At 57.5% G+C, this 18,962-nt stretch carries 15 protein-coding genes; 4 read left to right on the forward strand and 11 right to left on the reverse strand.

Translation table 11 applies throughout. The features are described 5' to 3' along the window. Positions 1 to 30: 30 nt before the first annotated feature. Both ACR2R1_RS19650 and ACR2R1_RS19655 read right to left on the reverse strand, forming a co-directional pair. Complete coding sequence (locus ACR2R1_RS19650; RefSeq protein ID WP_434111590.1) at positions 31 to 960, reverse strand: quinoprotein relay system zinc metallohydrolase 2; 930 nt, start codon at positions 958 to 960, stop codon at positions 31 to 33. After that, positions 960 to 1,865 (reverse strand): LysR family transcriptional regulator, encoded by a 906-nt coding sequence (locus ACR2R1_RS19655; RefSeq protein ID WP_077730325.1) that lies wholly within the window; start codon positions 1,863 to 1,865, stop codon positions 960 to 962. Before ACR2R1_RS19655 ends, ACR2R1_RS19650 begins: the two co-directional genes overlap by 1 nt. A gap of 202 nt (positions 1,866 to 2,067) precedes the next feature. On the opposite strand from ACR2R1_RS19655, the gene ACR2R1_RS19660 reads away from it, so the two are divergent. The 4 genes from ACR2R1_RS19660 (at position 2,068) to ACR2R1_RS19675 (ending at position 9,742) form a co-directional block, all read left to right on the forward strand. Continuing rightward, positions 2,068 to 3,765 carry an NAD(P)H-dependent oxidoreductase subunit E gene (locus ACR2R1_RS19660; RefSeq protein WP_077730409.1) on the forward strand — a complete coding sequence of 566 codons (1,698 nt, stop codon included), beginning with the start codon at positions 2,068 to 2,070 and terminating at the stop codon, positions 3,763 to 3,765. A gap of 27 nt (positions 3,766 to 3,792) precedes the next feature. Further along, positions 3,793 to 6,570, forward strand: coding sequence for a formate dehydrogenase subunit alpha (gene fdhF / locus ACR2R1_RS19665; protein ID WP_086134250.1), 2,778 nt, complete (start codon positions 3,793 to 3,795; stop codon positions 6,568 to 6,570). Between the two features lie 295 nt (positions 6,571 to 6,865). After that, positions 6,866 to 8,731 (forward strand): methanol/ethanol family PQQ-dependent dehydrogenase, encoded by a 1,866-nt coding sequence (locus tag ACR2R1_RS19670; protein WP_077730327.1) that lies wholly within the window; start codon positions 6,866 to 6,868, stop codon positions 8,729 to 8,731. Positions 8,732 to 8,869: 138 nt separating this feature from the next. Continuing rightward, a complete protein-coding gene (locus tag ACR2R1_RS19675) occupies positions 8,870 to 9,742 on the forward strand; it encodes a substrate-binding domain-containing protein (protein ID WP_077730328.1) in 873 nt (290 codons plus the stop codon). 74 nt (positions 9,743 to 9,816) lie between these two features. Here the strand turns inward: ACR2R1_RS19675 and lysS are convergent, their stop codons facing one another. The 9 genes from lysS to ACR2R1_RS19720 all read right to left on the reverse strand — a co-directional run bounded on the left by lysS (position 9,817) and on the right by ACR2R1_RS19720 (position 18,755). Beyond that, the gene (gene lysS, locus ACR2R1_RS19680; protein ID WP_077730329.1) at positions 9,817 to 11,307 is read right to left on the reverse strand and encodes a lysine--tRNA ligase; all 1,491 of its coding nucleotides are present in this window, start codon (positions 11,305 to 11,307) and stop codon (positions 9,817 to 9,819) included. Positions 11,308 to 11,408: 101 nt separating this feature from the next. After that, positions 11,409 to 12,507 (reverse strand): peptide chain release factor 2 gene (gene prfB, locus ACR2R1_RS19685; RefSeq protein ID WP_133719003.1). Its coding sequence is split into 2 segments (ribosomal slippage): positions 11,409 to 12,431 and positions 12,433 to 12,507, totalling 1,098 coding nucleotides; the frame shifts between segments, so codons are not numbered across the junction. Between the two features lie 94 nt (positions 12,508 to 12,601). Continuing rightward, positions 12,602 to 12,922, reverse strand: a complete 321-nt coding sequence (locus ACR2R1_RS19690) for a non-heme iron oxygenase ferredoxin subunit (RefSeq protein WP_077730331.1) — start codon at positions 12,920 to 12,922, stop codon at positions 12,602 to 12,604. A 15-nt stretch (positions 12,923 to 12,937) separates the two neighbouring features. Continuing rightward, positions 12,938 to 13,393, reverse strand: a complete 456-nt coding sequence (sufU, locus tag ACR2R1_RS19695) for a Fe-S cluster assembly sulfur transfer protein SufU (protein ID WP_434111594.1) — start codon at positions 13,391 to 13,393, stop codon at positions 12,938 to 12,940. Beyond that, complete coding sequence (locus ACR2R1_RS19700) at positions 13,393 to 14,706, reverse strand: aminotransferase class V-fold PLP-dependent enzyme (protein WP_434111596.1); 1,314 nt, start codon at positions 14,704 to 14,706, stop codon at positions 13,393 to 13,395. Before ACR2R1_RS19700 ends, sufU begins: the two co-directional genes overlap by 1 nt. Beyond that, positions 14,703 to 16,022 carry a Fe-S cluster assembly protein SufD gene (gene sufD, locus ACR2R1_RS19705; RefSeq protein ID WP_077730333.1) on the reverse strand — a complete coding sequence of 440 codons (1,320 nt, stop codon included), beginning with the start codon at positions 16,020 to 16,022 and terminating at the stop codon, positions 14,703 to 14,705. The genes ACR2R1_RS19700 and sufD overlap by 4 nt, the downstream gene beginning before the upstream one ends. A 1-nt stretch (position 16,023) precedes the next feature. Then, a complete protein-coding gene (gene sufC / locus ACR2R1_RS19710; protein WP_434111598.1) occupies positions 16,024 to 16,782 on the reverse strand; it encodes a Fe-S cluster assembly ATPase SufC in 759 nt (252 codons plus the stop codon). A gap of 47 nt (positions 16,783 to 16,829) precedes the next feature. Next, the gene (gene sufB / locus ACR2R1_RS19715; RefSeq protein WP_086134254.1) at positions 16,830 to 18,275 is read right to left on the reverse strand and encodes a Fe-S cluster assembly protein SufB; all 1,446 of its coding nucleotides are present in this window, start codon (positions 18,273 to 18,275) and stop codon (positions 16,830 to 16,832) included. A gap of 18 nt (positions 18,276 to 18,293) precedes the next feature. Beyond that, positions 18,294 to 18,755, reverse strand: a complete 462-nt coding sequence (locus tag ACR2R1_RS19720; protein WP_077730336.1) for an SUF system Fe-S cluster assembly regulator — start codon at positions 18,753 to 18,755, stop codon at positions 18,294 to 18,296. Positions 18,756 to 18,962 lie beyond the last annotated feature (207 nt).

The following is an 18,962-nucleotide window of genomic DNA, read 5'->3' on the forward strand; positions in this document are numbered from 1 at the left end:
GAGTTACTCTCCGGGTAAGTGTTCGGGGATTTAGTCGTCTTCCCACTCCAGTTCGGCGAATGCAGTGGAAATATTCCTCTTATGGAACTCGTCGAACAGTTGCCAGTCATCGCGGGCCGATAAACCGACGTTCTCCATGGCATCCTCCATGGTTTTGTCATCTTTGATGAACGCTCTGATCTCGGACTGCAAAGTCTTGAGATAGCGCTCCTCGGGCTCCAATGCTCCAGGCCAATCGGCCGAAACCGGGCCGTGTCCCGGTATTGCCAGCTTGGCATCGATCGTTTTGAGTTGCTCGATCGTCGCGAGCCAGCCATTGAGGCTTCCGTCAACCACGGGTAAATGCCCCATGAACAGGAGATCGGCAAGCCAAAGGGTCTTGGTTTGAGCATCGTAAATGCTGAGATCGTTGTCGGTGTGGGATGTCTTGTGTGCCCTCAAAAGCAGCGTTCTGGCGCCGAGCTCTAGCACGAGCGTGTCCCGAACCGAATGATCGGGCGGCACGAAGTTCTCGATCTTTAAACTGAAGCCGAGATCGCGCTCGGCCTTTTCTTGATAAAAGGGCGCGCGCATGGCCATGGCTTCGGCAAGCTTGTGATGGCCGATGAAACTGACGCCGGGCTGTTTGAATGCGATATTGCCGTAGATGTGATCCGGATGGACGTGGGTGTTGATGACGTAGCAGATCGGAATCGTGGTGATGGATTCGATGGCGCTTCTCAAGGCATGGCCTTGCTCCGGGCTGCCCCCGGTATCAATCACCGCCACGCAACGCTGGCCGACTATGAAGCCGATATTGGCGATCTCGCCGCGGTTGTGGCTATCCGGCAGTTCGTGGACGCCCTGGTGAACGTAAATGCCCGGCGCGACCTGCTGAAGCGAGAGTTTGGGGATGTCGGTCTGGGCGGGGGCGTTTAGCGCGGTGAGCGACAGGATGAGCGCAATGACTGGAACTTTCATTAAGGTCTTGTGTCTTTTTCGTTGGCGATCAATAGATCGAGCAAAGCGCGGCTGGCCCGCGACCGCATTTTCGCTTCGGGCGCGATGATGTTCAACTGCCAGCGGAGGCCATCGGGCGGGTTGATCCGCCGTGATACCAAGCTGTTATTTTCATGGCGCATGGCCTGAATGGAGGCAAAACCGATACCGAGTCCGGCCCGGACAGACTCTTTCACGCCCGCGACGCCCATCACCTCGATATTGACCGGCGCCGTAATATGCGCTTCGGCCAACGCGGTTTCGACGACTTGCCTCGCACCCGATCCCGGTTCGCGCCAGATGATTTGGTAGCGGGTAAAAACATCGAGAGGAACGGCCTCCGGATAAATTTCCGCGATTTCATGATTCTGGGGGACGATCAGCACGATTTCGTCCTCTTTCCACGGCAGCATGCGGAATGGCGCGGATAACTGCTCGGTCGCGACCGGGCCTTCGATGAAAGCCAAATCCAACTCCGGAAGATTTTGCACGATTTCTTGGGTATTGCCGGTATTGATATACACATGCACGCCGGGGTAGTCGGTTTGGAGTCTCACGACGTATTCGGGTAGGTAATAGCTGGCGATGGTCATCGTCGAGCCGATGCGCAAGGTTCCGACGTTGACCTGCTGTAAGCGGCGGATGTAGTCCTTCGCCTCGCGATAGTCGCGTTCCATGCGTTCGGCGTATTCGAGTAGACCTTGGCCTGCCGGTGTCAAAACGATTTGATGGCCGACTCGCTCGTACAGCGGTTCTCCGACGGCATCCTGAAGTAACTTCAGCTGCCCGGAGACGGCCGGTTGGCCTAGATTCAGCTGTTCAGCGGCTCGAGTGATGCTTTTCAGCTTTGCCACGATCGCAAAGGTCAGGAGAGACTGCAAGTTCATACATGATTCTGCATAAATATGCGTAACATCATGAAAAGTAATGGAAAATTCATGAATATCGATTTGAATTTGATGGACCCATCCGCTACAGTCGCGTACACCGATTCGACTACCCGCTAGAACGCGTTGTTTCTGCCGATGTTGAGGGCGCTGGGCCCGAGAACGGCTGTTTCCGAAGCACTATATTAAAGGTATGCACCGTATGACCACAGCTCCGGTTGCTTTTAAGAAAGTCAAGAAAAATAAGAGGATGGCGCCCAAGGGGCGCCCGATCGACCTCAAGGCCTTGGAGGAGATTCGTGCCTTGCTCGGCGAAGCGCCGCGTCGCCGGGATTTGCTGATCGAGCATCTGCATAAGATTCAGGATGCCTACAAGTATATTTCCGCAAAACATGTCGTTGCCTTGGCCCATGAGATGAAGCTTTCTCCAGCCGAGGTGTATGAGGTCGCTACCTTCTACCATCATTTCGATGTGGTCAAAGAGAACGAGACGCCTCCGCCGCCCTTGACGGTGCGCGTTTGCGAGTCGGTTTCCTGTGAAATGGCCGGCGCCAAGCCGTTGCTGGAAGCACTTCAAAAAGGGCTGGGAGAAGGGGTCCGCGTGATTCCGGCACCATGCGTCGGACGTTGCCAGCATGCGCCGGTTGCCGTGGTGGGGCAAAATCCGATCGATAATGCCAACGAAGAAACAGTACAGCAGGCGGTTGTCAGCAGGGCGGTCGAAGCCGAGGTCCCGGCTTACATCGATTATTCCCAGTATATCGCTCAGGGCGGATACCAAACCCTGAAGGCATGCATCGAAGGCAAGCGCAACCGCGAGTGGGCGATTAATGCCATGGAGCATTCCGGTTTGCGCGGTCTGGGCGGCGCCGGTTTTCCGGCGGGACGCAAGTGGCGGATCGTCAGTAGCTATCCGGGGCCGAGGCTCATGGCAGTGAACATCGACGAGGGCGAGCCGGGCACTTTCAAGGATCGCCATTACCTGGAAAGCGATCCTCACCGTTTTCTCGAAGGTATGCTGATCGCCGCGTGGGCGGTCGACATCAGCGAGATCTATATCTATCTTCGCGACGAGTATGCCGCCTGCCGCAAGATTCTTACCGAAGAACTGGCCAAGCTGCAGAGCAATCCGCCTTCCGCAACACACCTGATTCCGCCGATTCATCTACGGCGGGGGGCCGGCGCCTACATCTGTGGCGAGGAGTCGGCAATGATCGAATCCATCGAGGGCAAGCGCGGCATGCCGCGGCTCCGTCCTCCCTTCGTTGCCGAAGTCGGTTTGTTCGGCCGTCCCACGCTGGAGCACAACATGGAGACGGTGTTCTGGGTGCGCGACATTCTGGAGAAGGGACCCGAGTGGTTCTCTTCGTTCGGGCGGCACGGCCGTAAAGGATTGCGTTCGTTCTCGGTCAGCGGGCGCGTGCAGAAACCGGGGGTTCATCTGGCCCCCGCCGGTATCACCGTGCGCGAGCTGATCGACGAATACTGCGGCGGCATGCTGCCGGGACACGAGTTCTACGGCTACTTCCCCGGCGGCGCTTCCGGCGGAATTCTGCCGGCATCCATGGGCGATATTCCGCTGGATTTCGACACCTTGAATCAGTACGGCTGTTTTATCGGCTCCGCTGCCGTCGTCATCCTGTCCAACCAGGACAGCGCCAAGGCGATGGCGATCAACGCCATGAAGTTTTTCGAGGAAGAATCGTGCGGTCAATGCACGCCTTGCCGGGTCGGTACCGGCAAGGCGGTCAGGCTCATGCAAAAGGACCAATGGGACAAGCCCTTGCTGGACGACATCTCCAAGGTGATGACCGATGCATCCATCTGCGGCCTTGGTCAGGCGGCGGCAAATCCCTTGCAGTGCGTGTTCAAGTATTTCCCCCAAGAGCTTGAAAAGTAAGCGAGCTGAAATCCGTAGGAACGAGATATGGTTGCCAATCCCAAAGATTTAAAGACAGCGAAGACCGTCGGATTCAAGCTCGACGGCGAAGACATTCAGGCTTTCGAAGGCGAAACTATCCTTCAGGCGGCCAAGCGGCAGGGTAAGGAGATCCCGCATCTGTGTTACAAAGACGGCTACCGGCCGGACGGCAATTGTCGCGCCTGCGTGGTGGAGATCAAGGGCGAACGTGTCCTGGCGCCGTCCTGTTGCCGTTATCCGCAGGAAGGGATGGATGTATCGAGCACGAGCGAGAGGGCTCGCACTTCTCAAAAGCTGGTGCTGGAGCTTCTGCTCTCCGATATGCCGGAGCAAGGCAAATCGCCTTATAACCCTCATTCCGAGCTGGATTTCTGGGCAGACAAGCTGGAGGTCGGGAACCCTCGATTCCCCGGTCGAGGGCAGCCGGCTCCCGATTTTTCGCACCCCGCCATCGCCGTGAATCTGGACGCCTGCATCCAGTGCACGCGTTGCGTGCGGGCCTGCCGCGAAGAGCAGATGAATGACGTGATCGGCTACGCGTTCCGCGGGCATCACTCCAAGATCGTTTTCGATCAGGACGACCCGATGGGCGAGAGTACCTGCGTGGCCTGCGGTGAATGCGTGCAGGCGTGCCCGACCGGTGCCTTGATGCCGTCCAAGAATGTCGGCCTGGTCGAACCCGACAAGAAGATCGATTCCACCTGCCCTTACTGCGGCGTCGGGTGTCTTCTGACCTTCAACGTCAAGGACAACAAGATCCTTTACGTCGATGGACGCGACGGCGATACCAATCACAGCCGTCTCTGCGTCAAGGGTCGGTTCGGTTTCGATTACGTCCACAATCCCTTGCGCCTGACCAAGCCTCTGATCCGCAAGGAAGGCGTGGCGAAGACCACGGAACTGCTCGATCCTAAGGACATCGAGCAGGTCTTCCGTGAGGCGACCTGGGAGGAAGCACTGGATTTCGCCGCTTCCGGACTCCGCAAGATTCGTGACGAGAAGGGCCCCCAAGCTTTGGCCGGCTTTGGCTCGGCCAAAGGCAGCAACGAAGAGGCTTATTTGTTCCAGAAACTGGTGCGTACCGGCTTCGGCACCAATAACGTCGATCATTGCACCCGCTTGTGTCATGCCTCGTCGGTTGCGGCTTTGCTGGAGTGCATCGGTTCCGGCGCGGTATCGAATCCGGTGGAAGATGTCGCGAAGGCCGAGGTCATCGTCCTCATCGGGTCCAATCCCACGGTCAATCACCCGGTTGCGGCCACGTGGTTCAAGAATGCGGTGCGGAACGGCACCAAGCTCATCGTGATGGATCCGATCCGCACGGAAATTTGTCGCTTCGCGACCTATTCGCTGCAGTTCCGTCCGGATACCGACGTGGCCTTGCTCAACGCGATCATGCATACCATCGTTGCGGAAGGCCTATACAACGAGGAATACATCCGAAAGCACACCGAAGGCTTCGAACAGCTGAGAGAGCACCTGAAGGACTACAATCCTGACCTGATGGCTCCCGTGTGCGGCATCCCAGCGGAAACCATCAAGGAGGTGGCTCGTCTTTATGCCAAGTCCAAGGCGGCGATGATCCTCTGGGGAATGGGGGTGTCCCAGCACGTCCACGGTACCGACAATGCCCGTTGCTTGATCTCTCTCGCTCTGATGACCGGCCAGATCGGCCGTCCGGGCACCGGTTTGCATCCGCTGCGCGGACAAAACAACGTGCAGGGTGCGTCCGATGTGGGGCTTATCCCCATGGTCTATCCGGATTATCAGCCGGTCGGCGATGCCGAAGTCCGCGCAAAGTTCGAAAAGCTGTGGAGTACTCAACTCGACCCCAAGCCAGGCCTTACCGTGGTCGAAATCATCCATGCCATCCATGATGGCAAGCTGAACGGTCTCTATATCGAGGGTGAAAACCCGGCCATGTCCGATCCCAATCAGAACCACGCCCGCGAAGCCTTGGCGATGCTGGAGCACTGCGTGGTGCAGGACATCTTCCTGACCGAAACGGCCGGCTTCGCCGACGTGATTCTGCCGGCCTCGGCTTTCCCAGAAAAGACCGGGACCTTTACCAATACGGATCGCCGTGTTCAGTTGGGACGGCAAGCCATCGACCCGCCGGGCGACGCTCGACAGGACTGGTGGATCATTCAGGAAATCGCGCGGCGTATGGGGTTGGACTGGAATTACTCCGGCCCTAAGGATGTGTTCAACGAAATGCGCCAGGCGATGGGCAGCATCGCCGGTATTACCTGGGACCGGCTGGAGCGGGACGACTCCGTCATCTACCCGTGCGAGCAAGAGGGTGATCCCGGTGAACCGGTCATTTTTGTGGATGAGTTTCCGCGCAAGGGCGGCAAGGGATTGTTCGTTCCTGCGGTATTCAGCCGCGCGAACGAACTTCCCGACAATGACTATCCGTTTGTCTTCATTACCGGCCGGCAGCTCGAGCACTGGCATACCGGCAGTATGACCCGGCATGCGAGCGTTCTGGATGCGATCGAGCCCGATCCGGTTGTCTCGATTCATCCGCTCGACTTGGAAGCCTTGGGCGGCAAGCCAGGCGAATTGATTACCATCGAATCGAGGCGCGGCAAGATCTCCGCCTATGCGAGGGTCGATACTGGGTTGCAGCCGGGAAGCTTATTCATGGCCTTCTGTTACAACGAAGCCTCGGCCAATCTGATCACCAACGAGGCGTTGGATCCCTACGGTAAAATACCTGAATTCAAGTTCTGCGCCGTCAAAGTTACACCCGGCGGCAAGTTGTCCGAACGGATCAGTTAATCGATAGATTGATCTAGGGCAGCCCTGACGGCGGATTTGTCGTCAGGGCTTTCTTGCGTGTTGCCCAAAAAACCCGTCTAACCGTGCTGTGCCGGGCTTCGCAGCAGTTCTTGCATTATTGACTTTTAATCCGAAATACTTCAACTTACGCACGCAGACGGGCTTGTCGGGGAATTTCCACGAGTACCTTAGGGAATGTTTCCTTACGCAACATAAAATCCGTCCTATTGTTTTTAGGGTAACTTATCGTTAACAAAACGTACTCTGTGTATACAGAATACGAGGAGGAAAAGAGATGAAAAAACCCGTGAAAAGTTGGCTGGTCGCAACGTCGGTCGCATCGTTGCTGGCAGCCCCGGGGATTTCCCAAGCCAATACCGAAGTCGAAGCCCTCACGAAGGACCCCAAGAACTTCGCGAGTTGGGGCGGGGATTACTATGGCATGCGCTACAGCGCGCTGGACCAGATCAATAATAAGAACGTAAAGGATCTTCAGCCTGTCTGGACTTTCTCGACCGGCATGCTGCGTGGTCACGAAGGTGGCCCTCTCGTCATCAATGATGTGATCTATATTCAGACGCCTTACCCGCACAAGGTTTATGCGCTGGATCAAGGCACTCAGTCCGTAATCTGGGAGTACTCTTACTCACCCGATAAGGATGTCGATCCCAACCAGGTTATCTCGGTCATGTGCTGCGACGTGGTAAACCGTGGTCTCGCGTACGGCGACGGCAAGATCTTCCTGGCTCAGGGTGACGCTACGCTGGTTGCCTTGGACGCCAAGACCGGCAAAGTGGTGTGGAAGACCAAGAACGGCGAACCCAAGCTCGGCATGACCAGCACCAACGCTCCGCTGGTGGTAAAGGATAAGGTCATCACCGGTATCGCCGGCGGCGAGTTTGGTGTGCGCGGTTTCCTCGCGGCTTACAACATCAAAGACGGTACCTTGGCTTGGAAAGCCTACAGCATGGGTCCGGATTCCGACATCAAGGTCGATCCGGAAAAGACCATGACCTGGACCGACGGCAAAATGGCGCCGGTCGGCAAGGACTCCAGCGTGAAAACCTGGGAAGGCGATCAGTGGAAGCTCGGCGGTGGCACCACCTGGGGCTGGTACAGCTACGATCCGAAACTCAATCTGGTCTACTACGGCTCCGGCAACCCCGGTACCTGGAATCCGAGTCAGCGTCCCGGCGACAACAAATGGTCGATGACCCTCTGGGCTCGCGATGCGGATACCGGCGTGGCCAAGTGGGTTTATCAGATGACCCCGCACGACGAATGGGACTATGACGGCATCAATGAGACGCCCTTGATCGATCTGAAAATGACCGACAAGAACGGCAAGGAGCACGACAAGTTGATCGTCCACTTCGATCGTAACGGTTTCGGCTATACGCTCGACCGTGAAACCGGCGAGCTTCTGGTTGCCGAGAAATTCGACAAGGCCGTCAACTGGGCCAGCCACGTCGACATGAAGACCGGCCGTCCGCAGGTGGTCGACCAATACAGCACGCACAAGGGCGGTCCCGACCACAACACCACAGGGATCTGCCCGGCCGCTCTGGGTAGCAAGGACCAGCAGCCGATCGCGTTCTCGCCCCGGACCAATTTGGTCTATATTCCGGGCAACCACGTGTGCATGAACTACGAGCCTTTCGAAGTCGAGTACACGGCAGGTCAGCCGTACGTCGGCGCGACTCTCACCATGTTCCCGGCCGGTGTTGACGCCAAGACCGGCGAGAAGAACGGTTCGCATAACCTCGGCGTATTCACCGCCTGGGATCCGACGACCGGCAAGATCGTTTGGGCTAAGGACGAACCGTTCTCCGTATGGAGTGGCGCGGTTGCAACCGCTGGCGATGTCGTGTTCTACGGCACCTTGGAAGGCTACTTGAAAGCGGTTGACGCCAAGACCGGCCAAGAACTTTACAAGTTCAAGACCCCGTCGGGCATCATCGGCAACGTCAACACCTGGAGCTACAAAGGCAAGCAGTATGTTGGCGTTATGTCGGGTCTCGGTGGCTGGGCCGGTATCGGTATGGCCGCTGGCCTCGAAGGCGAAAGCGAAGGGTTGGGTGCTGTAGGCGCATACCGTAGCCTCAGTAACTACACCAAACTGGGCGGTGTATTCACCGTATTCGCTCTGCCTAACAAATAAATCTAAAGCGTTAGTTGTATAGTACGCCCTGGCTGATTCGTCAGCCGGGGCGTTCTTTTTGTAGTGGTTTTGAATGCCGAATTTTTACGTTTACTCTTGGTCTTAAAGACGTTTGTTCAAGCTATAAAGGAGTCCTTCATGACCGTTAGGTGCGATACCCGTCGGGCAGTGGTGCTTTTGGCGTCATTGTTGATGCCTTTTTCCGTGGCTCAAGCGGATAAAGATGCTTTCAAGGTTTGCGCAGACCCGAACAATCCACCTTTCTCAGATAAGAACGGTCATGGTTTCGAGAACAAAATTGCCGAGCTGTTCGCTAAGGAGTTGGGAAAAAAAGTCGAATACACCTGGTTCCCGCAGCGGATCGGCTTCATTCGGAATACTTTAAAAGCGCAATTGCCGGACTCCGACGAATACAAGTGCGACGTGGTGATGGGCGTGCCTACCGGATATGAGCTCGCCGCGACCACCAAGCCTTATTACCGTTCGACGTATGCCTTGGTTTACCGGAAAAATCGCGGCTGGGACGACATCAAATCGCCCGAAGATCTTGAACGTCTTCCGGACGAACGGAAGAGCAAGCTGCGCATCGCCATGTTCGATGGAGCGCCAGGCACAACCTGGCTATTCAATCATCAACTCGCCGATCAAGGGATACCTTATCAAAGCATGTCGGGAGATGCGTCGGTCAATACCGCTCAGATTCTTGCGAAGGATTTCTCTGAAGGGAAAATCGATATGGTCATCGTTTGGGGGCCGATCGCCGGTTACCTCGTCACTCAAGGGAAACCCGGGGCTTTCGGGATGATACCCATGAAGTCGGAAGAGTCGGTCAAATTCGACTTCCCTATCTCGATGGCCGTCCGCTTTCCCGACAAGGAGCGGAAAGAGGAGTTGAACTCTTTGATCGAACGAAACGCGAAGAAGATCGAAGCGTTACTACACGAGTATCGCGTGCCCTTGGTCGATCAGAATGGAAACCTGATCGAAGCGGCAAATAAAAGAAAAAAATAAGATATGGCGGGAGGGGCAGGGCGGTGAAGCCTTGCCCCTGCCTCGTTATGACGGTTCCGGTAAACCGGGGTTTTTCAGCTTTCTCGCCGCATGTGCGGGAAGAGAATGACGTCGCGGATCGAGGGCGAATCGGTGAAGAACATTACTAACCGGTCTATGCCGATGCCCTCGCCCGCGGTCGGCGGCAGCCCGTATTCCAAAGCGCGGATATAGTCCGCATCGTAGTGCATCGCTTCTTCGTCCCCGGCATCCTTGTCTGCAACCTGTTTTTTGAACCGCTCCGCTTGATCTTCCGGGTCGTTCAGCTCCGAGAAGCCATTGGCGATTTCCCGTCCTCCGATGAACAGCTCGAATCGATCGGTCACGAATGCATTCTGATCGTTGCGGCGGGCCAGGGGCGATGTTTCGGTGGGATATTCCGTGATGAATACCGGACCCATCAGTCGATGCTCTACGGTTTTCTCGAAAATCTCGGTCTGGAGTTTGCCTAGACCATCGCCCGGGGTGACGAGATAACCCAGGCGCTCCGCAACTTGGGCCGCCCGATCGCGATCGGCGAGATCCTCAGCCGTCAGGTCCGGATTGTAGCGAAGAATCGATTCGAGTACGGTCAGCCGTTCGAACGGCTGCGCCAAATCGTAACTTTGACTCTCGTGTACGACGGTGGCGCTTCCGAAGAGCTTAACGGCTAGGCCGCGCAGCATTTCCTCGGACAAGTCCATCAAGTCCCGGTAGTCTGCATAGGCCTGATAGAACTCCAGCATCGTGAACTCCGGATTGTGCTTGGTGGACAATCCTTCGTTGCGGAAGCTGCGGTTGATCTCGAAAACCTTTTCGAACCCGCCGACGACGAGGCGCTTCAGGTAAAGCTCCGGCGCGATACGAAGATACAAATCCATATCGAGCGCGTTGTGATGGGTGATGAACGGCTTGGCCCGAGCTCCTCCCGGAATCACTTGCATCATCGGGGTTTCCACTTCGAGGAAGTCCCGCTCGAGCAGAAACTGCCGAATAAACTGAACGATGGTGCTGCGCATCTTGAACACTCGCCGCGAATCCTCATTCATGACGAGGTCGACATAGCGCTGCCGGTGGCGGGTTTCTTCGTCCGTTAGGCCGTGAAATTTCTCCGGCAAGGGGCGCAGTGATTTGGTAAGAAGGCGAATGCCCGTGGCTCGTATGGACAGCTCGCCGGTCTTGGTTCGAAACGCCGTTCCCTCGACGCCGATGATATCGCCGATGTCCCAGTGCTTGAAGGCTTCATATTCGCCTTCCGGCAGGGCATCCTTCTGCAGGAAAATCTGAATGCGGCCGGACATGTCCTGAATATGGGCAAAGCTCGCCTTGCCCATCAGTCGCTTACCCATGAGTCGCCCGGCGGCTTTCACCCGGATGTTGCGCGTTTCGAGGGTGGCGCCATCCTCGTCCCCGTATTGGTCATGAAGTGCCTGTACCAGTGTGTTGCGCCGGAAATCGTTGGGGAAGGCAATGCCGCTCCGACGCAATTCAGTCAGTTTTTCCCGCCTCTGAGCGATGAGTTTGTTTTCGTCGAGTTGTTCGGTCATACCGTTTCTTGTTACGAAAATGTTTCAGGGAAAGCTCCGCTTGAGCGGAGTAAACCAGGCTGTTTGCGGCGGGCCGGGCATACTCCGACCGCCTTTAAGCCTCACAGGCCGCTTTTCAAGCTGGCTTCGATGAACATGTCCAGATCGCCGTCCAGCACGGCTTGCGGGTTGCCGGTTTCGACCCCGGTGCGCAAATCCTTGATCCTTGATTGGTCCAGTACGTACGAGCGAATCTGGCTGCCCCAGCCGATGTCGGACTTGGAATCTTCCAGTTTTTGCTTTTCCGCGTTGCGCTTCAGCATCTCCATCTCGTAGAGCTTCGCCCGAAGCTGTTTCATGCACCGGTCGCGGTTGGCGTGCTGGGACCGTTCGGTCTGGCACTGTACCACGATGCCGCTGGGAACGTGCGTGATGCGCACGGCGGATTCGGTTCGGTTGACGTGCTGTCCGCCGGCGCCGCTGGCCCGGTATACGTCGGTGCGGAGATCGGCCGGATTGATTTCGATATCGATCGTGTCGTCCACTTCGGGCGAAACGAATACCGAGGAGAACGAGGTATGCCGACGATTGCCGGAGTCGAACGGTGATTTTCGGACCAGACGGTGCACGCCGGTTTCGGTTCGCAGCCAGCCGTAGGCATATTCGCCCTCGAAGCGGATGGTAGCGCTCTTGATGCCGGCAACGTCACCGGGCGACTCTTCGATCAGTTCGGTCTTGAAGCCGCGGCGTTCGCCCCAGCGAAGATACATGCGTTCCAGCATTTCCGCCCAGTCCTGGGCCTCGGTGCCGCCGGACCCCGCCTGAATGTCGAGGAAGGCATTGTTCGGGTCCATTTCGCCGGCGAACATGCGCCGGAACTCGAGATCGGCTACCAGCTTTTCGAAGCGTTCGAGATCGGCAGCCACGGTGTCCACGGTTGCTTCGTCGTCTTCTTCCACCGCCAGTTCGAGGAGTTCCTCGGCGTCGTTCACGCCCTGCTCGATGCTGACCAGGTTGTTGACGACCGACTCGAGCTGCGTGCGCTCGCGTCCCAGATTTTGGGCCCTTTCGGGGTCGTCCCAGATCTTTGGGTCTTCCAGTTCCTTTAAAACTTCGTCCAGCCGCTCCCGTTTGGTATCGAAGTCAAAGGTACCCCCTAAGAGCTGCCTGGCGGCTCTTCAAGTCTTTGATTTGGTTGTAGAGGGGATTGAGTTCGCGCATGGTGAATGGTTTTCAGTATCCGGCGAAAAAACCGCGATAGTACTACAGATGAGCGAGAAGAAAAACGAGCGGAAGCGTGCGGCTCAACTCGGCATCAGTCCCAGCGCTCGTCGCGCACCTGAATCATGCCGTTTGCGATGCGGACCGGAAAGCACGGGAGGTCCTCATAGGCCGGGGGCTTGAGGACTTTGCCGGTCTTTAGGCAGAAGCGGGCGCCATGGCGAGGGCAGACGATTTCGCAGCCTTCCAGCCGGCCGCTCGCGATCTCGGCGCCATCGTGGGTACAGACATCCTCGACGGCATAATACTCGCCGTCGATCATGAACACGGCGACGTCGGTTCCGTCGACATCCACGACGACATGCTCGCCGTTTTGAAGACTGCCTTCACGGGCGACATCGATCCAGTCGGACATGAAACGACTCTCTCTTTATTCGGTACTGACGGTGTCGGCTTCGTTCTTGAGAGCCGCTTGCAACGAATGCCAGGCCAGGGTGGCGCATTTCACCCGGGCCGGGTAGGCGCGTACGCCCGACAGGACCGCCAGTTTGCCGATTTCTTCCAGGTTCACGACGTCGTCGTTCTTGCCGGTGGTGATGCGATGGAACAGATCGAACAAGTGCTGGGCCTCGTCCTCGGTGTGGCCTTTGACGATTTCGGTCATGAGCGAGGCCGAGGCCGTCGAAATGGCGCAGCCCGAGCCTTGGAAGCTGACGTCCTCGATTACGCCGGCGTTGACTTTGACGTAAAGCGTGATCTTGTCGCCGCATAATGGGTTGAACCCCTCGATCTTGCGGTTGGCGTCTTCCATCACCCGGAAATTGCGCGGGTTGCGGTTATGGTCGAATACGACTTCCTGATAGAGATCCCTGATCTGATCCAGCATTAGCCGAACACCTCGATGACTTTTCGAATACCGTCCACCAGGATATCGATTTCCTCGAAGGTATTGTAGAGCCCGAAGGAGGCGCGGGCGGTCGCGGGCACGCCGAAGAAGTCCATCACCGGCATGGCGCAATGGTGTCCTGCCCGGATGGCGATGCCGAGGTGATCCAGAATCGTGCCGATGTCGTGGGGGTGTATGCGCTCCAGCGTAAACGACAGGATGGCGCCTTTCCGTTCTGCGGTGCCGACGATAGTCAATTGCGGAATTTCGAGGGCCCGTTCCGCGGCGTATTGCAACAGCCGGTTCTCGTACTCGGCGATGGCATCCATGCCTATGGTCTCGAGATATTCCACCGCCGTGCCCAGGGCGATCGCGTCCACGATGTTCGGCGTGCCCGCTTCGAACTTGAAAGGCAGGGTGTTGTACTCGGTTTTATCGAAAGTGACGCGGCGGATCATGTCGCCGCCGCCCTGATAAGGCGGCATCGCCTCGAGCCATTTTTCCTTGCCGTAGAGAATGCCGATGCCGGTCGGACCGTACAGCTTGTGCCCGGACAGGGCGTAGAAGTCGCAGTCCAGGTCCTGGACGTCCACCGCCATGTGAGGCGCCGCCTGCGCGCCGTCGAGAAGCACCGGAATGTCCCGGCTATGGGCCAATTCGATGATGGCTTTGACCGGGTTGATCGTTCCCAGCGCATTGGACATGTGGCAGACCGAGACCAGCCGGGTGCGCGGCGACAGGAGTTGCTCGAATTCGTCCAGCAGAAGTTCGCCGGTTCGGCCGATCGGAGCGACCTTCAGCTTTGCGCCGGTTTGTTCGCACAGCATCTGCCAGGGGACGATGTTGGAGTGATGCTCCATGGCGGTGATGAGGATTTCGTCGCCTTCTTTCAAGGTGCTGCGGCCGAAACTTTGGGCAACCAGATTGATGGCTTCGGTGGTGCCCCGCACGAACACGATTTCGTGGCTGTGCTTGGCATTGAGAAACTGCTGTAGCTTCTCGCGCGCACCTTCGAAGAGATCGGTCGAGCGCTGGCTCAGGGTATGCACGCCGCGGTGAACATTGGAGTAGTCGTTCTCGTAAACCCGGCGGATGCAATCGATAACTGCTGTGGGCTTTTGCGTGGTGGCGGCGTTATCTAGATAGACCAGCGGTTTACCGTTCACCGTTTGGCGGAGAATCGGAAAGTCCTCGCGAAGTTTCGCGACGTTATAACCGACCGAGTTCGGCCGAGTTTTCAGGCTGGCCGCGCTTGGAGCGGAATGTGCTGGATTCTGTGTCATAACGGCTTGGGAAGCGGAAACCTTGTTCATAGCCAATCCTTTCGGATGTCGGATTGCGGCAGAAAAGACAACAGTTCGCTTTGAACCAGTCGTTTGAGACTGCTTAACCGTATCTTTTCGACCATTTCATTGGCAAAGGCGAAGGTGAGCATATTGCGCGCCGTCGGTTCATCCACGCCGCGCGATTCGAGGTAAAAAATGGCCTCCGGATCGAGTTGCCCTACCGTCACGCCGTGAGCGCATTTCACGTCGTCCGCGTGAATTTCCAGCTGCGGCTTGCTGTCGATCTCGGCGTCTTCCGACAAGAGCAGGTTGCGGTTGCTCATTTCGGCGTCGGTTTTCTGGGCTTCCGGGTGAACGACGATGCGCCCTGCAAAGACGCCCCGCGCGCGATCCCCGGCGATGCCGCGGTAGGTTTCGCGGCTGGTGCCGCAGGGTGCCCGGTGATGGATCAGGGTCTGGGTGTCCAGATGCCGCCGTCCGGTCGCGAGGAACAGTCCGTCCAGTTCGCACTCCGCCGCATGGCCCAATTGAGCGTGAATCTCGGTACGAGCCAAAAGGCCGCCGAAAGCAAGATGATGCTGGCGGAGTCGGGCCGAGCGCGCCTCTCGCGCGTAGATGCCGCCGAAGTGATAGCTCTTGGCGGTCTCGCTCTGAAGCTTGTAATGGTCGAATCCCGCATTCTCGCCCACCGAGATTTCGGTGACCGAGGCCGTGAGATAGCTTGAGTCTCCGATACCCGCGTACGTTTCGACGAGGCTGGCTTCGGCATTCTGCTCCAGCGCGACGAGATTGCGGGTCACAGACAGTCCGTCCGGGCGTGTCGAGAAATGGATCACCTGCAAGGGTCTGTCCAGAACCTTGCCGGCCGGGATGTGCACGAATGCGCCGTCTCTGAAATACGCGGTGGTGAAGGCGATAAAGCCGTGAGCTACTTCCGGAACCACTTGGTTGAGTAAGCCCTCGATCAGATCGGGATACTGTTCCAGCGCGTTGGCCAGAGATGTCGCGATTACGCCCTCGGGAAGGTTGGCAGTCACGGAATGTTCGGCGGAATAAACGCCGTCGACGAAGACCAGCAACCACGCACCTTCCAGACGGAGCCGCGCCAGAGCGTTCGTATCCGTCGCGCCTGCGGGCGCGCCCACAGTCGGCACGAACAGCTTCTTCTCCAGGGTGGCGACATTGGTGTATTTCCACTCTTCCTCGCGCGGCGAGGGAAAGCCGCTGGCGGAGAAGCGGCTTTGGGCCTCTTCCCGCAGCCGGCGCAGCCACGGCAGATGCTCGCCCGGCAGCTTCGATGCCAATTCGCGATAGTGTTCGACGTAGTGCTGAGCCGCGCTCATATCAGGCACCCGCAGACGTCAGTTGATCGACCCAGCCGTAGCCTTTCTTTTCCAGTTCCAGCGCCAGGCTGGCATCGCCCGATTTCATGATCCGGCCGTGGGCGAGCACGTGAACCTGATCCGGCTTGATGTAGTTCAGCAGGCGCTGGTAATGGGTGACCAGGATGAAGGAGCGATCCGCCGAACGCAGGGCATTCACGCCGTCCGCCACCAGCTTGAGCGCGTCGATGTCGAGCCCGGAGTCGGTTTCGTCGAGAATGCACAGGCTCGGTTCGAGCACCGCCATCTGGAGGATTTCGTTGCGCTTCTTTTCGCCGCCGGAGAAGCCTTCGTTGACGCCGCGGTACAGGAACTGCTCGTCCAGATTTACCGCCTTGATCTTCTCCTTGACCAGTTTCAGGAAGTCCATGGCGTCGACTTCGCTCAGGCCCCGATGTTTGCGGATGGCGTTCAGGGCGGCCTTCAAGAGATAAATATTGCTGACGCCGGCGATTTCCACCGGGTATTGAAAGGCGAGAAAAACGCCTTCACGGGCGCGCTCCTCGGGTTTCATCTCCAGAAGATTCCGACCGAGATAGCTCACGGTTCCATCGGTGACTTCATAACCCGCGCGACCGGCCAGCACGTGGGACAGCGTGCTCTTGCCGGAGCCGTTCGGTCCCATGATGGCATGGACCTCGCCTGGTTTGATGTCCAGGCTGATGCCTTTGAGGATGGGTTTGTCGTCGACCCGGACGTGGAGATTCTCGATTTTGAGCATAACTGACTTACCTGAGGTTTATTCTGTTGGATGGATCGACCGGGATACTAGCCTACGCTGCCTTCCAAACTGATTCCCAAGAGCGCCTGGGCTTCCACGGCGAATTCCATGGGCAGCTCCTTGAACACTTGCTTGCAGAAGCCGTTCACGATCATCGATACGGCGTCTTCGGCGGACAAGCCGCGCTGCATGCAGAAGAACAGCTGATCCTCGCTGATCTTGGAGGTGCTGGCTTCGTGTTCCACCTGAGCCGTGGGTTGCTTGACCTCGATGTAGGGGAAGGTATGCGCGCCGCAACGATCGCCGATCAGCAGCGAGTCGCACTGGGTGTAATTGCGCGCATTCTCGGCGCTTTTCAGAATCTTCACCAGTCCGCGATAGCTGTTCTGGGCGCGGCCGGCGGAAATCCCCTTGGAAATGATGGTGCTCTTGGTGTTCTTGCCGAGATGGATCATCTTGGTGCCGGTGTCGGCCTGCTGGCAATGATTGGTTACCGCAACCGAATAGAACTCGCCCACCGATTCGTCGCCGCGCAGGATGCAGCTCGGGTATTTCCAGGTGATGGCAGACCCGGTTTCCACCTGGGTCCAGGAAATCTTGGATTTGCGGCCCCGGCAATCGCCCCGCTTGGTGACGAAGTTGTAGATGCCGCCGCGGCCTTCTTCGTCGCCCGGATACCAGTTCTGCACCGTCGAATATTTGATCTCCGCGTTGTCCAGGGCCACCAATTCCACCACCGCGGCATGCAGTTGGTTTTCATCCCGCATCGGAGCGGTGCAGCCTTCGAGATAGCTGACGTAGCTGCTATCTTCGGCAATGATGAGAGTGCGTTCGAACTGGCCCGTTTTCGCGGCGTTGATGCGGAAATAGGTGGACAGTTCCATCGGGCAGCGCACGCCTTTCGGGATGTAGACGAAGGAGCCGTCGGAGAACACCGCCGAATTGAGCGCCGCGAAGAAGTTGTCGCCGGGCGGCACTACGCTGCCGAGGTATTGGCGCACCAGGTCGGGATGGTTCTGGATCGCTTCCGACATGGAGCAGAAAATCACGCCCGCTGCCGCCAGCTTTTCCTTGAAAGTCGTCGCCACCGATACGCTGTCGAACACGGCGTCGATGGCTACGCCGGCCAGCCTTTCCTGCTCGTAAAGCGGGATGCCGAGCTTGTTGTAGGTTTCCAGCAGCTTCGGGTCCACCTCGTCCAGGCTCTTCGGCTGTTCCTGGGACTTCGGCGCCGAGTAGTAGCTGATGGCCTGATAATCGACCGGTCCATAGTGGACGAAAGCCCACGTCGGCTCTTCCATGTTCAGCCAGTGACGGTAGGCTTCCAGCCGCCATTCGAGCATGAACTCGGGCTCGTTCTTTTTGGCCGAGATGGCGCGTATCACGTCCTCGTTGAGGCCGGGTGGAAGGGTATCCGCCTCCAGGTCGGTGACGAAGCCCGGCGCATAGTCCTTTTTGATGAGTTTATCCAGGGTTTTCGCTGTCGCAGACATGATGTTTACTCCGCGCCTTTATCTCGGCTGATAGTGAAGGGTGCTGACCGGGATATGGATTTCCTCGGACGCTTTAGTCAAGGGCATGACCATATCGGCCAGGCTGACCGACTCCAGGGCGGTTCGGATCGCCCGGTTGATGACGCCCCAATGGCCACGAATCTGGCATGACGACGACTGCTGGCACTGATCGTGGTCGAGGCCGCATTCTGTCAAGGCGATCGGTCCTTCGAGGGCGTAAATGATAGTCGCCACGCTGGTCTTGTCCGGCGATCGGGTCAACTGATATCCGCCTTTGGCGCCGCGCGTGGATTTGAGGATGTCGGCCTTGGTCAAACTCTTCAGAATCTTGCTCACCGTCGGGATCGCGACTCCGGTCGAATCGGCCAAATCGGTCGCGGCATAAGTGCGTTCGGGTTCTCCGGCCATATGTCCCAAAACGATGATGGCGTAATCGGTTAGTTTGCTGATGCGAAGCATGGCGCTACCTTTCTAATTAAGGACCATTTTAGTCCTATATAAATCCCAAGTAAAGTAGTAGGCTTTTGTTGAACCCGGCTGTTTTCTGGACCTCGAAGGATATACAGATTGCGGTTGCACAATGTTGGAGCTCAAGGCGCCATCATTCGGCGTTATACTGTTGCGAACCCGCACGTAATTGCGCCATTAAGGCACTTTTATTGCCAG

The organism is Methylocaldum sp. GT1TLB, from assembly GCF_051027445.1.
GTDB lineage: Bacteria > Pseudomonadota > Gammaproteobacteria > Methylococcales > Methylococcaceae > Methylocaldum.

Bases quoted from the DNA above. Each gene is read 5' to 3' on its own strand.
- fdhF (WP_086134250.1), top strand. From the start codon at position 3,793: ATGGTTGCCAATCCCAAAGATTTAAAGACAGCGAAGACCGTCGGATTC.
- ACR2R1_RS19720 (WP_077730336.1), bottom strand. From the start codon at position 18,755: ATGCTTCGCATCAGCAAACTAACCGATTACGCCATCATCGTTTTGGGA.
- ACR2R1_RS19655 (WP_077730325.1), bottom strand. From the start codon at position 1,865: ATGAACTTGCAGTCTCTCCTGACCTTTGCGATCGTGGCAAAGCTGAAA.
- ACR2R1_RS19660 (WP_077730409.1), top strand. From the start codon at position 2,068: ATGACCACAGCTCCGGTTGCTTTTAAGAAAGTCAAGAAAAATAAGAGG.
- sufC (WP_434111598.1), bottom strand. From the start codon at position 16,782: ATGCTCAAAATCGAGAATCTCCACGTCCGGGTCGACGACAAACCCATC.
- sufB (WP_086134254.1), bottom strand. From the start codon at position 18,275: ATGTCTGCGACAGCGAAAACCCTGGATAAACTCATCAAAAAGGACTAT.
- ACR2R1_RS19690 (WP_077730331.1), bottom strand. From the start codon at position 12,922: ATGTCCGACTGGATCGATGTCGCCCGTGAAGGCAGTCTTCAAAACGGC.
- ACR2R1_RS19700 (WP_434111596.1), bottom strand. From the start codon at position 14,706: ATGAACAAGGTTTCCGCTTCCCAAGCCGTTATGACACAGAATCCAGCA.
- lysS (WP_077730329.1), bottom strand. From the start codon at position 11,307: ATGACCGAACAACTCGACGAAAACAAACTCATCGCTCAGAGGCGGGAA.
- ACR2R1_RS19670 (WP_077730327.1), top strand. From the start codon at position 6,866: ATGAAAAAACCCGTGAAAAGTTGGCTGGTCGCAACGTCGGTCGCATCG.
- ACR2R1_RS19650 (WP_434111590.1), bottom strand. From the start codon at position 960: ATGAAAGTTCCAGTCATTGCGCTCATCCTGTCGCTCACCGCGCTAAAC.
- ACR2R1_RS19675 (WP_077730328.1), top strand. From the start codon at position 8,870: ATGACCGTTAGGTGCGATACCCGTCGGGCAGTGGTGCTTTTGGCGTCA.
- sufU (WP_434111594.1), bottom strand. From the start codon at position 13,393: ATGCTGGATCAGATCAGGGATCTCTATCAGGAAGTCGTATTCGACCAT.
- sufD (WP_077730333.1), bottom strand. From the start codon at position 16,022: ATGAGCGCGGCTCAGCACTACGTCGAACACTATCGCGAATTGGCATCG.